The sequence below is a fragment of the Vibrio sp. 10N.261.51.A4 genome, from assembly GCF_041471945.1.
Taxonomy (GTDB): Bacteria; Pseudomonadota; Gammaproteobacteria; order Enterobacterales; family Vibrionaceae; genus Vibrio; species Vibrio crassostreae_C.
Window position 1 is genome coordinate 58,645 of the sequence record NZ_JBFRPJ010000047.1, and the last position, 15,228, is coordinate 73,872.

The following is a 15,228-nucleotide window of genomic DNA, read 5'->3' on the forward strand; positions in this document are numbered from 1 at the left end:
TCGGCTTTTGCACTCTATGCCTAAACTCTATTTTGTCGACGATGAACCCGCCATTCGAGACTCCGTAGAACAAGCCATGCTCATTGAAGGTATCGATATCGTCGGCTTTCCCAATGCTATTGAGGCATTAAAGAAAATAGATACCACGCAAGCCGGAATTGTCATCACCGATATTCACATGCCGGTAATGGATGGCATTCAATTAACGCAAAAGTTGCTGAGCCAAAATCCTCATTTTCAGGTCATCGTACTTACCGGACATGGTGACGTGCAAACCGCGGTATCAGCGATGAAAGCCGGTGCTTACGATTTTCTGGAAAAGCCATTTGTGGTCGATGCCCTACTCACTGCCGTTAAAAAAGCCGCAGATAAGCTCGCACTGGTTGAAGAGAACAACCTATTGCGTAAAGAGTTGGCAATGCAAAATCAGGTTGGCCCGAAACTGATTGGTCAATCACCATCAATGCAGGCATTACGCCGAGAATTGATCACCCTAGATACCAAAACTAACCCACTTCTATTGTTTGTCGGTGATTTAGGGACGGGGAAAAGGGTCACTGCACAATACACCCATGATTTACACAGTCATCAAACCGCGGAGCTTTGCCCTGTCGCGGCGTTTAATTTGCCACGCAGTGACGAAGCGACATTCCATCAGTTTGTTTTGCAACTGTTCTTAAAGCATCAAGGTGGAACACTCTATATCCATGAAACAGAAGCGTTAACTTCGCAGCAATGGCTATGGTTAGCCGCTCTAAAACCCACTCTACTTCATGAAAACTCATGCAAGACCAATGCAACTTGTATCATTATCGCAACTACAGTAGTTCCTACTACAATTACAGGTGAACTGCGCCGATTTAATTTACTACCCTTGGCGCAAAGAACGGAAGATATTGGCTCTTTGTTCAAACACTTTGCTCGTGGTGCAGCCAGTCGCTATCAACTGCCGCCACCCGTCATTACAGAAAAAGAGATTCAGCGACTCATTGCAACGCATTGGACGGAGAACATTCGTCAGCTTCGCCAACATGCTGAACTCAGAGTGCTGACTCAAATTAAGCAGCCGTCGCTCGACAGCGATACTGATGAGCAAAATGAACTCGATATGAGCATTGAAGAGCAACAACAGTCGTTGAACCAACGCACCGATAGCTTTGAACAAATTATCTTGATTGAGGCGCTACATCGCCATCAAGGTCGTTTAAAAGAGGTACAACAAGAGCTGCAGGTGTCGCGAAAAACACTGTATGACAAACTAAGAAAGCACCAACTCGATAAAACAGATTTCAAGAACCGATAAGTCTTAAAAAATATATAAATTCAAAGATTTAAATGAGCAAAATCTTAACATTTATCAAAAGTAAGAATACACTCAATAGGCTTGCACTTTTATTTAGCGAACAAGGACTGTTATGAGTCAGAAAAATTTCAGCAAATTGAACGAGACCGAGCTTGAGTATGTCGATGATAAAACAGCGGCACTACTCCTCAATACGCCCACCAGTGCGCGAATTATGTTGTGGGTGATCGTTCTGTTTTTTATTGCTGCTATTGGGTGGTCTGCATGGGCAGAGATCGACAAAGTTACCGTTGGCCAAGGCAAAGTGATCCCCTCCTCTCAGATCCAAGTGGTACAAAACCTTGAAGGTGGCTTGGTTAAAGAGATCTTAGTTAAAGAAGGCCAACGCGTTCAAAAAGGTCAACAACTGCTGTTAATCGATGACACACGATTCCGTTCTGACTTCCGCGAACGTGAACAACAAGTCGCGAACTTGACCGCCAACGTGTTAATGCTTTCCGCTTCCCTGACCAGTGTTGTCATCAACGAAGAATTCTCTGAAAAAGAATGGAAGAAAAGTGTCACTCTCGATTATGGCAAGCTTGCGTTCCCACCTAAATTCTATGAACTTCAACCTCAACTGGTTAATCGTCAAAAAGCAGAATACCGTCAAGATCTCAATAATCTGAGAAACCAGCTTTCCGTTTTTGATCAACAAGTTGAACAGAAACAGCAAGACCTAGTTGAGATTAAAGCGCGTGTTCGAAACCTAAAACAGAGCTACCAGTTTGCTCGCCAAGAACTGGATATCACCAAACCTCTCGCCGATGAAGGGGTGGTACCACGAATTGAATTACTTAAACTGCAAAGACAAGTGAACGACACTCGCCGAGAAATGACTTCGAGCGAGCTAAAAATTCCTCTTTTACGCTCAGCAATCAAAGAATCCATGCTCAGCCGTATTGACGCCGCACTGAACTTCCGCTCCGAACAACAAGAAAAACTCAATCAAGCCCAAGACAAGCTCTCTGCAATGACCGAATCTGCCGTTGGCCTAGAAGACAGAGTAAACCGTACCGTGGTGGTTTCTCCTGTAACAGGCACCGTTAAAACATTGGGTATTAATACTGTCGGCGGGGTTATCCAACCGGGTATGGACATCGTTGAGATTGTACCAACAGAAGACTCTCTATTGGTTGAAGCGAAAATCGCCCCGCAAGATATCGCGTTCCTACGCCCAGAATTGACTGCCATCGTTAAATTCAGTGCTTATGACTTCACTAAGTACGGTGGTCTAGAAGGCGTGTTAGAGCACATCAGTGCCGATACCACTCAAGATGAAGAAGGCAATAGCTTCTATATCGTGCGCGTGCGCACCGAAAAACACAATTTTGGACAGAACGAAGAGTTGCCAATCATTCCAGGTATGACCGCCTCTGTCGATATCATCACGGGTAAAAGAACCGTGCTTGAGTACATGTTGAAGCCACTATTAAGCGCTCAAAACAATGCATTAAAAGAGTAATGACGTTTGATGTTTGATAACGCCTTTCAATACACAGCAAATAGACAAGAGCAGAGGCTATGAAGTCTCGGATTTCGCTATTGCTGCTGGTCCTCACCTCTTTCACCTCTGTGGCGCTCAACAAGAGCGACCAACGGTGGATAGATGCAGTGACCAAAACCTACGGCGATAGAGCCGGAAAGCGAGTGGCAACATGGCGCTCAAATATGACGTCATACGACGGATTAAGTGAAAAAGAGAAGCTCAGGTCGGTGAACCAGTTCTTCAACCAGATGTACTTTGTCGATGACAACATACTGTGGGGAAAGAATGATTACTGGGCAACACCACTGGAATTTTTAGGCAGCAACGCCGGTGATTGTGAAGACTTCACAATCGCAAAATACTTCTCTTTGCTTGAACTGGGCGTCCCAGATAAGAAATTACGATTAGTGTACGTAAAAGCACTGGAACTAAACCAGTTCCACATGGTGTTAGCTTACTACTCAACACCGAGTGCAGAGCCATTAATTTTGGACAACTTAAACCCTGAAATTAAACGCGGTTCCAAACGCCCAGATCTAAGACCAATTTACAGTTTTAACGGTAAAAACCTTTGGTTGATCAAGTCGGCAGCAGGCAGCGGCAAGTTGGCAGGGAAATCTTCAAGATTGAGCTTATGGAACGACTTACGTTCACGTGAGCGCTCTCTAAAATTAAACAAACCCATTATCAATTACGATGAGTAGGTACAATGACTTTATATAAACAGCTTGTGGTCGGGATGGTTGCAGTGTTCATACTGCTGATGACGTCAGTTTTTATGATCGAATTCAATACCACCCGTGGATACTTAGAGGAGCAGCAACGCTCTGAGGTAAGTAATACCATTAATACTGTTGGACTGGCTCTCGCCCCTTACCTAGAAGAAAAGGACAAGGTGGCAGTGGAGTCTGTTATCAACGCCCTGTTTGATGGCAGTTCTTACTCAGTCGTTCGATTGATCTTTCTCGATAGCGGTGAAGACATTCTCCGCTCATACCCTGTAAAGCCAACTGGCGTACCAGAGTGGTTTACCAACCTAAACCTGTTCGAGCCTGTTCATGACCGCCGCGTGATCACCAGTGGCTGGATGCAATTGGCCGAGGTCGAGATCGTAAGTCACCCAGGCCCTGCCTACGATCAACTTTGGCAAGCATTCATCCGCTTACTGAGCATATTTGGCACGATCTTCTTGCTCGGTTTGGTGTCTATCTCTTGGATCCTTAAGCGCGCTTTACGCCCGCTCTCGTTGATCATTACCAAGATGGATCAGATCGCCAAGAATCAGTTTGGCGAACCTCTGGCTCGTCCAAAGACAAAAGATCTCACCTTGGTTGTCGATGGTATCAACCACATGTCGACTCAAGTTGAACTGGCATTTAAAAACCAAGCGAAAGAAGCTCAGAAGTTACGTGAAAGAGCATATATCGACCCTGTATCTCAGCTAGGTAACCGTGCTTACTACATGTCTCAGTTAACTCAATGGTTAGAGGAGTCGAGCTTAGGTGGTTTAGCGGTACTTAAAGCGGAGTTTATCAGTGAAGAGTACAATGAAAAGGGCTATCAAGAAGGTGATGCCTTGGTTCATCAACTGGCTGAACAGCTGCAAGCTTCAATTTCATCTCCAGATATCACCATCGCTCGTATTTCTAGTGACGAGTTCGGTTTCATCATGCCAAACATTGATGAGAGCGAACTGAAACTTGTCGCGAGCAGCATCGTAAACTGTATCCAGAGCCTAGGTTCAGACCCAACAGGCACTGCGAATCCACATATTGCTCTTGGTGTGACCTACAGCAACAAGCGTAAAACCAGTACTGAAATCATGTCGCTGGTGGATAACGCACTCTCAAGTGCCAAGGCGAATCGAGAACTTGCTTACGGCTACGTAACCGCAGACGATCACGGCGCAGTGATGGGCAAACAACAATGGCGTATGTTGGTTGAAGAAGCGATCATCAACGACCTCATTACCTTCCGTCTGCAGGCTGCAAACAATGCCTTTGGTAAAACGTATCACCAAGAGGTGTTCTCTGCGATTGAAAAAGATGGCGTGCGTTACGGTGCTAACCAGTATCTATACGCGCTAGAACAGCTTGAAATGAGCCACATTCTCGACCAATACGTTATTGAGAAGATGGTTGAAAAGCTCAATGCAAAAGAAGTAACCAGCCCAGTCGCTATTAATCTCTCGCCAAGCAGTATATCTCAACCAAGCTTCATCCGTTGGATCGGTAAGACGCTTGAACAGAATGCTTCAATCGCTCACCTGTTGCACTTTGAGATTCCAGAAAACTGCTTCATCAACGTTCCGCACTACACGGCACTCTTGTGTAACACCATTCGCAACGCTGAAGCGGTGTTTGGTGTCGATAACTACGGACGTAACTTCCAATCACTGGATTACATCAACGAATACCGTCCAAGCTATGTGAAGCTAGATTACCTGTTCACACATAACCTTGATGACGAAAAACAGAAGTTCACCTTAACGTCGATCTCTAGAACCGCTCACAACCTAGGCGTCACCACCATTGCGTCTCGAATAGAAACTCAGACTCAGCTAGATATCCTGTCTGATAACTACGTAGAAGTGTTCCAAGGCTTCATTGTTGATAAATAGTTGTAAGGGTTATATCACATGCAAGATCCACTATTGAACTCACTGATCTACGTTAGCCGGTATTACGGGTTAGCTAACTCGCCCGAAGCGTTGATCAATGGGCTACCACTATCAGACGGAAAGCTAACCCCTTTCCTATTCCCTCGTTCAGCTGAGCGAGCAGGATTGGTGGCGAAAGAAAACCGTTCCGACTTAGAAAAGATCCCTCACCTGATTCTGCCTGCAGTTTTATTGCTTAAACAAGGTGAGGCGTGCGTTCTCAACAGTATCGATTTAGAGAAGCAAGAAGCGGAAATCATTACTGCGGAAAGCGGAATGGTGCCAATCATCATTCCTGTCGAAGAGCTGAAAGAACAATTCATCGGCCGCTACTTCTTGGTAAAGAAACAGTTCCGTTATGATGAACGTTCACCAGAAGTTCTAAAAACACGTAAAGGGCATTGGTTTTGGAGCACGATTTGGGAATCTAAAAACATCTACCGAGATGTGTTGATTGCCTCCATTCTTATCAACATCTTCGCGATTGCCGCGCCGATGTTTACACGCTTGGTGTACGACAAGGTAGTTCCCAACCTCGCCTTTGAAACTTTGTGGGTGCTGGCAAGTGGTATCTTTGTCGTGTTCCTATTCGATTTGCTGCTCAAATTGATGCGCAGCTACTTCATTGACGTTGCCGGTAAGAAATCCGATATTCTCATTTCCTCCAAACTGTTCAGTAAAGTACTGGGGATTCGTATGGAAGCGAAGCCTGCTTCTGTCGGTGCTTTCGCTAAAAACTTGCAAGAGTTCGAATCCATTCGTGAATTCTTTACCTCTGCAACCATTGGCTCGTTAATCGACCTCCCCTTCGCACTGATGTTCTTAGCGCTAATTTGGTTAATGGCTGGAAACCTTGTGTTTGTTCCCGTTGCTGGCGTGGTCATTTTGATCGTCTATGCATTGCTAATCCAAGGTCCACTGCGCCGTACCATTGAGGAAGGCTCTCGTCTTGCTTCGCAGAAGTACGCGAACTTAATCGAGAGTTTGGCAGGGTTAGAGACGGTTAAGCTGTTCAGTGCGCAAAGCCAATTCCAATTCCGTTGGGAAGAAGCCGTTGCTCACATGGCGAATTGGAATATCAAAAGTCGACGCATCACTGACAGCATCCAAAACACCGCCGGCTTTGTTCAGCAAAGTACTAACGTTGGTATGATCATCTTTGGCGTATATCTAATTGCAGAAGGTGAACTTACGATGGGTGGCTTGATCGCTGCAACCATGTTGAGCGGCCGAGCGATTGGCCCGCTTGTTCAGCTGTCTTTGCTTTCGACTCGTTACAACCAAGCAAAGTCATCAATGACTCTGATTGAGCAAGTGATGTCGATGCCTGATGAACAAGAAGAAGGTAAACGCTACATTCACCGTCCGATTATTCAGGGCCATATCGCGCTAGATAAAGTGACGTTCCACTACCCAGATTCACCAGTGGCTTCAATTAGAGACTTAACCCTCAATATTAGTCCTGGTGAGAAAGTAGCAATCATTGGTCGTATTGGTTCAGGTAAAACCACACTAGAACGTCTGATTATGGGCCTGTACAAGCCCACAGAAGGCCATGTACGTATTGATGACACGGATATGGAGCAACTGCATCATGTCGACGTACGACGCAATATAGGTTGTGTTCCGCAAGACAGTAACCTGTTCTACGGTTCAGTAAGAGACAACATTACTTTAGGTCGTCCTTTGGTGGATGACCGTGACGTGATGGATGCAGCAAACCGTGCAGGGGTAACCGCGTTTACTCAACAAGATCCTGCAGGTTTGGAACGCCAAGTGGGTGAAGGTGGTGCCTTGCTGTCTGGTGGACAACGTCAGTCAATTGCCATTGCTAGAGCCTTCCTTGGCCGTCCGCCAGTGTTGTTGATGGATGAGCCGACCAGTGCTATGGATAACCGTTCAGAGATGCACATCAAACACCAACTTAACCAATTGCTACCAAGCGAGACGTTAATTCTGATTACACACAAAACGTCGATGTTGGACATTGTCGATCGAGTGATCGTAATGGAGAAAGGCTGCATCATTGCAGATGGTCCTAAAGCACAGGTTCTTTCAGACCTTAAACAAGGCCGAGTGAGAGCGGTTAGCTAAAACGCGCAATCCACCTAAATAAATCATTATCAGTAGAAAGCAAAAGGGGAGCATCAACTCCCCTTTTTCTATTTGTCAGTATCGACACCTAGACAATACGTCACTTTGTGTTCAGCACAAAAGTCTACAAAGCAATATCCTCTTGCTCCATCTTAAACGAACATTGGATCTCGTATTGGTTGAATGAGAAAACACTTCCGCCGTGGGTCCGCTTGGTTGTGACTGTCTCATCACCAAATTGAATCGTCACTCGGGTATACACTTTTTCGTGTACCTCTACCGTGCATTCAGCAAGATTGGTTTCAAACTCTGCTTCGAGTGCATCTAGCTGCGACTTTGTGTTTTCTATTGCGAGGTTGTTCTTCTCACGTTGCTGCTCTATTTCTAGGGCTTGCTCTTCGCTTCTCTCTGCTTTCGGGCGCTTCTTAAATTCTAACTCTTGGCGAATCACACCCATGGTTTGCTCTTGAGTGTATTTATAAGTTTCCTTCAGCTCAGCTATCTTTTGGCGGTAACCATCGTAGCGCGCAAAACCATGTACCTTAGTTGCGGTGTCTCCCTCAACACCTAAGAAGACACATTCTACTTTTCCGCCAACTTTGGCTTCACCACCGCTTAGCGTGCCGTGTTTTTTCAAGCTGTCCATCACGATAAGGTTGTTACCACAGCGAATGTCGTTACTCATACTGTGCACACCAAGTCGAAGGTCATTGGCCGTTTGTAGCTCGGCATTCTGTGCGTAGCTTGCTGTGATAGAGCCTTTACTGAATACCTTACAACTTTTTGGCTCACCCTCTTTGGTCGTGTGGCCGATAATGCCTTTCGCGACTTTGATATCCCCCTGAGCTTGCACTTCGGCCGATTCGATAAAGCCACCAACCGTAACACTTCCGGTCGCCTTGACGATCATCCCCGGCTCGATGTTGCCAGAGACAAAGACATTACCTTTAAATTTAACGTGCCCAGTTGAGACATCGACGTTGCTGACACATAAGGCGTCATCCACTTCGATGGTTCGGTCTTTAATGATGGGCAATCCAGGGTGTGAGGCGAGTAGTAAATTGGGATCTTCAGGGGAGATGTAAGTGCCCTTTCCAGGCTTGATTAAACTGTCTTGTCCAGGAAGCGGTGGGATAATTCGGCCTTGAACGGTAAAGCCAGCGATACCTTTGGTAGCGGGGGTACGTTTCATTAAGTGATCATTTTGACCAACGGTAATGGTTTGTCCCAAGTCTCGCATATCAATCTTGCCTTCGTCTTTGCTGCGAGGCTTCAAGACTTGGCGAGTAATGTCTTCAACCAAAGCGGCAAACTTAGCATCCTTACCTTTTACTGGTTGTGTCCCTTTAGCGACGGGCTGAGTAAACTTTTCCCCGGGCTTAAGTTTGCTACTCATCATCAGAACTTTTCTGAGCGCTAACTTATTTATTCCTTTTGTTATTTGAGCTAGAGATAAGCACTGAATGATGTCGCTACCACGCAGTGGGTGTCCATTGTAGGGACCAGTGACCACGAGACTCGCCAACATCTCATCATCAGACAGTTCGACCGCAACAGTGGCATTTCGAACTTCAGCAATCAAGATTCCTTCATAAGCTTCACCCTTACCTTCTTTAGCAAGAGTAACGAAACGCAACACCTCTTCTTCGAAAAGAAAATAGTTTGATGCATTCAAAGCTTCCAAGGTTGGTGGCAGCGTCTTGTTATCAAAGCTTGCGTCAACCACAGTCCCGGTTGGCAGACATGCCATTACTTGTTGCTTGTCTTCCGACAATGTAACGATGTTATCCCACATTCGAATTGAGTATCCCTAATGACTCAGTTGTTATTCAGTCTATATAATTCATTCTGCGCTGAGTATCACATTATTAGAATAATCAGCGTCACATCACTTACTTTCGATTCTGCAAACATGACTCATAAATAAGACTTACACATTTTATGATCTGCTGTCATGGAGAGATGAAACAGAAATGATGTAACAGATAATCAGGGTAAAAACGGGTTTCAATATGGAGCTTCAGTTTACAGTGTAAATCCAATATTCTAATTTACACTGTAAATCTAATTTGTTGCGGTCAGTCTATTTAAATGATGGCTAGCCTATTTACACTGTAAATTTGCTAACAGAGCATCGACATCTTTACGAAACTGAATCTCTGCTTGTTTACGACCAACAAGATTAAACTGTTCAACACAAGTCCCCCACTCTTTCTGCTGAACAACCTTTGCGATGAGTAAGTCAGAAATACCTATGTTTCGATCGTTACTGAGTAGAATCAAGTTCAGTACGCTGAAGCTGATCGCATCATAACTGTTGCCACCGTTCACGTAATTTCTAACTAACTGAGTTTCAAACTCACTAACGGTGTGAACACTCTTTGGCAGCAGTGCTCGCACCATATCGGTTTCAAGTGAAACCAAAGAACCTGAAACAAGAAAACAGTAGCTACGCTCGAAGTGATTTTGAACTTGGTTTATCCAGCCTTGAGAGTTTGAGTTAAGCGCCTTAACCATCAGAACCGAGTGACAGCCACTGGCCTGATCTCGCTGGTGGCCGATGTGCACAGCTTCAAATTCACTACCACGCCAAAAAGATATCAATTCGCTGGTCGCGCCAAAGCTTGTCGCCAGATAATCTGCTTGGCTGGTTTGCTGTGATAACTGAGCCAACATCCAACGGCCAATACCCAAACCTTGATGACGTGCTGAAACAGCAATGCGCATAACTCGAAGGCACCGACTGGTCGCCGCCTGAGTACAGCCAAATTGGTTTGCCAGTAATACAGGGGCAAGGTGACCTTGAGGCCTGCGTTTTCCAAGTTGAACTTGAGCAATCAACTCGCTGTCCAAACCACCCTCTTCCGTCACTAACATACAACCTAAACATTTATCTTGCTGCCAAGCGGCGTATAAACGGATTGCTGGATTGTTGAGAAATTGCATTAAGTCATTTGGCGAGGTCTGATAGTGCGCATCCACGAGAAGAGAAAAACATTGTTGTAGCTGCTCAGGATTAGCCAAGCATTCTGATTTTGATAACTCGCCCAAGTTTAATTGGTTGATTGCGTCAGCAGAAAAGCCATCGAGTTCATCAACCGCCGATTCAGTGACTGATGCGTCATTGCCAAGTAGAAAGCAATCAAACAACCAATCCTCTAGCGGATCTTTGTTATTCCAACGAATCGGTTGTTCGAGCTTAAAGCCTTTCCACCCCGGACGATGCTCAGAAAGCCAAGACTCAAACTTAATACCGAACCCTCGCCCACTGCCTTCGTAACCATGTACCGTGGTTGAAAAGACCATACGGTGATAGATGTCGACCATGGATTTAAGCATCGGAATTGGAATTGCAGCTGCTTCGTCAACAAATAGAAGGTCACAATCGGGCTTGGATTTAAGTAATTCATCTGGCGCGACGAATCTCAAACTTCCCCCTTGATGGCGAATGTGAGTAGCGTTTACCACTTCGCAAGATTCCAACCCTTGGCTAGCATGGGAAAATACCGGCTCTACCGCTTTCACTGAAGGTGCGGTAACAACAATATTAAACCCGTGACGCTCAACTAACAGCTGCGCAGCGGCAATACCCAATGTCGAACTTTTACCACGCCCTCTATCCGCAGTGAGAATCAAAGGACGTTTACGGTGTCCAGACACCACTTTTTTGACTAATTCAACAGCCGTGTTTTGCTGTTCAAATTTATCCAATCCGTTTTGGGCGCTTTGCATCTGAGGAAGAACGTGAGTTTCTTGAACTACATCGCAGGCTTCATTGTGTTGTGAAACAGACATCAGTTTATCGAAATGACGTTTTAACCAACGTTGACCAAAGTTTTCACTATCTTCAGAGGCATTAACTTTTGGCGGCAACACCAACAACAGCCCACCACCAACTAACGAACCCAACGCGGCACTAAAACCATTCGCATCGAACTGCTCTCTAAAATCACAAACAAGAACCTGACACTCACGACCAAGCAGTTGTTGGCCTTTTTTTACTGGAGCATGAATCACACCTTCAAATGGCGTACCGCCAATCTGGAAGATGCTCGGACTGTGTGAGTCTTGAAGGAAAGAAAAAACAGCAGAGTTTTGCCAATCAAAATCGCCATCAAAGACCACGCCGTAACGGTGATCGTTATGTTGAGCAATATTAGAAAGTGTATGTAGAAAAGTGTTGGTTGGGTTTGTCATAGTTAGCGTCCAGATTCATCTAAACACAGTTTATCACAGCCAAATAAAAAGCCGCATTAAGCGGCTTTAGAGGAGTAATGAAAAGTCGTCGACTTAGTCGAGCTTCGATTGAATGAAGGCGAGGATTTCTTCCATTGTTGCATCATCAACTTTCTTAAGGTTCAACGCCAAGTTTGAACCCTTGCGGCTGTATGATGCGCGGCCCTTAATAAGCTCAACTTTTGGAGAAGCTTTCTTCGCTGGCGCTGGCGCCAATTCAAGAATCCAACCTTCCAAAGTTTCTGTCACGTCTTTGGTTAGACGAGTTACGCCTTGAGCTTCGCTACGCTGCCATACAAAACCTTCAGAAGCATCACACTTAGTCAGCAGTGTTTGCTGCTGTTCACTCGTCAATCCACCAAACTGCTTGTGTAGTTTAACAATGGTTGGACGACCAAGGTCGCTCACATTTGGGTAAGCTTGTAGCAATTCAAGTGGTAAAGCGGCTGCTTTCAATGCACCACTCACCAAAGCTTCACTGCACTGGAACATTTTTGCCAGTGCTTTCTGGTCTTCAGCTTCGCCTTTATCTAGCTTCGCTTGCATCTCTTTGCCCTTCTCATAAAGAGAAAGCGGTTTATGAGCGTTAGCTACGTCTGATAGGAATTTAGCGTGTTCGCCGTTAATGTTTTCAGCAACATAGATTAGGAACTCTTTGTCAGCCAAAATACATGACATACGACGACGGCTACCATCAAGAACTTCAATTTTACCGTCTTTGTTCTTACGACCAACTGCTGGGTATTGCTGACCACGTTCTTTCAATGTTGTAAGAACATCAGAAAGCGCATGCTCGTTTAAGAAAGATTGCTCACGAGCATTCTCTTCAAAAACAACCGTTCGAGTTGCCACTTCAGCCGCAGGAATTCGAACCAATTCAAATGAAACCAAATCTTCGCCAGCAACAGAAAGCTCAATCACTTGAGCCTGTTCTTTTGCCGCTGTTTGCGCTTCTTGTGGTGTTGCTACGCGACGTTTGTTTGCTTTACCAAATAGCTTTGCATTTAAGTCAGATGTTTTAATTGCCATTGTTGTTATCCCTGATTAAGTGAAGGCCAGTTGCTATGTAATACGCGCTCTAATTCTAGAGCACTTTTTTGTACTGCGTCTTGAGCAACAGCTAGAGTTTTCTTACCGCCCTCAAAGTCGCTCACCGTTAGATCGAAAACCGTGCTGTAAGTGTCGGCACAGGTTTCAAAAGCACGGCTTCTTGGAATGGTTGCCATCATTACTTGGTCATTCAACAGGTAGTTCATTTCAGTCAGAACTGACACCTGTTTCTTGTTGTCGTCTTCAAACATGGTTGGCATTAGACGAACAAATTCGAGCCCTTTCCAGTCATCCGGGAACATTTCGTAAACCGTTGGTAAGTGCTGGAAGAAGTTAACCGTTGAAGCCCAATCCAAACGCTTAGCTGCACATGGAATCAGAAGTGCGTTCGACGCGTACATTGCATTCCATACTAGAGGGTCAACGTGCGGGCCGGTATCAATCATAATCACATCGAAGTCATCGGCGATTTTGTCGATAAGCTTCTCTTTTAACAGACGAACAATATCAAGTGACTGATCTTGTGAAAGGCTTTGCCACGCTTCAGCGTTAAACATCGCATCTTCTGGGAAAGCAGAAATTGTCTTCAGGTTTGGATACTGAGTTGGCAATAGTACGTTCTTACGAAGAAACTCTAAATCGACATCTTGGCCTTCAGGCACATTGTCCAACATGATATCGACGGCAGAATAGATGCTGTCGTGCTCTGCCCCACTAATTTGTGGATTTAGGAACAGACGCAAAGAGCCCTGTGGGTCCAAGTCAATCAGACAGATACGGTAGCGCTTATCCAAATTCAGAGACAAACAAGCGGCTAAGTGAACTGCTGTCATTGATTTACCCGTACCACCCTTCTGGTTTTGTACGTTGATAATCCATGGCTTATTGTCAGCGTGCTGCTTACGTTCATGGAACTTCGGCACTTCTGCCGCGTCCATCAACATGTGAGCTTCTGTCAATGAAATCGAGTAATGATTAGCGTTGTTCTTTGTGAACTGATGGCCATCAGCTTCAAGTTTAGTGATCGCTTCATCGAGCTTACGACGCGTTAAACCAGAACGAGTCTCCATCATAGCTTTAGACATTGGAGGGAAATGTTCATCACTTCGCTCTTCCAAAATAATCTCAATTCGGTCAGCCTGAACTTGTTGAGTTTGTTCGGCTAGCTGATAGAGCTTATCAATCGTTTGTTCTCTTTTCATTGCCAGTTTCCGTAATGATTAACTAAGTACAAATTGTACAGCGATTAACAACAAACACAACAAAAACATGAACATACATTTATGAGTAAAATCACATAAAATAGACCGCGTTTTTACAATTTGATGAAACATCGCCTTAGACAAACACAAAAATGACTGTTTCTATCATGTATAACCATGCTATTTCTAGTCTACATTTTAAATGTTACAGCATCACTTATTTACAATGTAAATGAAATTTCAACGAAAAACCTTCGGAACGATTGAAATACAACCGTAGATTACGGTTGGTGTGATTTGCATTCGAATTTATAGATTTTCAATCCAATAAAAATTAAAAAACACTCAATGACCAAAAAATTCAAAACAGAAGAGAAGATGGGGTGTCAAAAAACAACAGAGGATTGGAACCTAACCGGAAGAATGATCATGGAACACATCCAGTGTAAGATAATTGATAACGCCAAATTATGAAGCATGATCAAGGCGTAAACTGAGCAATATTGATCCGAGCAACTGCAGATTGGAAATGATCAACCTCCGGAAAAATGATCAAGTAAACATAGTTCCGGAAGCATGTAATTTATGAACTAAGTTACGGACAAATGCTTTTGGAATGGGGATTCAACGCCTATAAGGGCTCAATGATTGAAAATTCAATCGACACAGACCAAGAATACACAAACATGACAATTTCATGATCATGCTTCCTAGTTAAGACCCACCCGCTCTAAATACATCAAAGCAATCCATTTCCAGCGGATACAGACTAAATTTTGCACTCAATAGGGTAGGAACGATAAAAAAGTATGCTCTCTTGATCATTGTTCCGATAGATTGGCCACCACAAGTGTCCACTTAGACAAGTCAAAAGCGACTTAGAAACCGATGTTGAATTCCGATCTGTGGATAAGCTGTATAAGTATAATGATCATGCTTTCGAACCAATAATGATCATGCTTACAATGACTTAATGATCATAGTTCTGATGTTCTGTGATCATGCTTTCTTAAGTTTAATGATCATAGTTTCGGAACCTTTATGATCATGCTTTCCAAGGCGGTTTATTTTAATGCTTTAAATTCAGCCACTTATAAGCAAAGTTACGTCCAGATCATTAGATCACTTAATCATTTAAGATCATATTAATCAAAAA

At 44.4% G+C, this 15,228-nt stretch carries 9 protein-coding genes; 5 read left to right on the top strand and 4 right to left on the bottom strand.

Translation table 11 applies throughout. From position 1 onward, the window contains the following. Window positions 1-16: 16 nt before the first annotated feature. From AB4384_RS10930 to AB4384_RS10950, 5 genes are all read left to right on the top strand, one after another. The gene (locus tag AB4384_RS10930) at window positions 17-1,303 is read left to right on the top strand and encodes a sigma-54-dependent transcriptional regulator (RefSeq protein WP_372129573.1); all 1,287 of its coding nucleotides are present in this window, start codon (window positions 17-19) and stop codon (window positions 1,301-1,303) included. 112 nt (window positions 1,304-1,415) lie between these two features. Continuing rightward, window positions 1,416-2,807: an HlyD family type I secretion periplasmic adaptor subunit gene (locus tag AB4384_RS10935; protein WP_017061206.1), complete on the top strand. Its 1,392-nt coding sequence runs from the start codon at window positions 1,416-1,418 to the stop codon at window positions 2,805-2,807. Between the two features lie 59 nt (window positions 2,808-2,866). Then, window positions 2,867-3,535: a transglutaminase-like cysteine peptidase gene (locus AB4384_RS10940; protein WP_019823329.1), complete on the top strand. Its 669-nt coding sequence runs from the start codon at window positions 2,867-2,869 to the stop codon at window positions 3,533-3,535. Between the two features lie 5 nt (window positions 3,536-3,540). Further along, complete coding sequence (locus AB4384_RS10945; protein WP_372129515.1) at window positions 3,541-5,451, top strand: LapD/MoxY N-terminal periplasmic domain-containing protein; 1,911 nt, start codon at window positions 3,541-3,543, stop codon at window positions 5,449-5,451. 18 nt (window positions 5,452-5,469) lie between these two features. Further along, a complete protein-coding gene (locus AB4384_RS10950) occupies window positions 5,470-7,584 on the top strand; it encodes a type I secretion system permease/ATPase (protein ID WP_017061209.1) in 2,115 nt (704 codons plus the stop codon). 124 nt (window positions 7,585-7,708) lie between these two features. Here AB4384_RS10950 and AB4384_RS10955 read toward each other — a convergent pair whose 3' ends face one another. From AB4384_RS10955 to AB4384_RS10970, 4 genes are all read right to left on the bottom strand, one after another. Then, window positions 7,709-9,379, bottom strand: a complete 1,671-nt coding sequence (locus tag AB4384_RS10955; protein WP_372129516.1) for a DUF342 domain-containing protein — start codon at window positions 9,377-9,379, stop codon at window positions 7,709-7,711. A gap of 308 nt (window positions 9,380-9,687) precedes the next feature. Next, on the bottom strand, window positions 9,688-11,781 hold the full coding sequence (locus tag AB4384_RS10960) for a GNAT family N-acetyltransferase (protein WP_372129518.1): 2,094 nt from the start codon (window positions 11,779-11,781) through the stop codon (window positions 9,688-9,690). Between the two features lie 93 nt (window positions 11,782-11,874). Next, window positions 11,875-12,849, bottom strand: a complete 975-nt coding sequence (locus AB4384_RS10965; RefSeq protein WP_372129520.1) for a ParB/RepB/Spo0J family partition protein — start codon at window positions 12,847-12,849, stop codon at window positions 11,875-11,877. Between the two features lie 5 nt (window positions 12,850-12,854). Next, a complete protein-coding gene (locus AB4384_RS10970; RefSeq protein ID WP_017061213.1) occupies window positions 12,855-14,072 on the bottom strand; it encodes a ParA family protein in 1,218 nt (405 codons plus the stop codon). Window positions 14,073-15,228 lie beyond the last annotated feature (1,156 nt).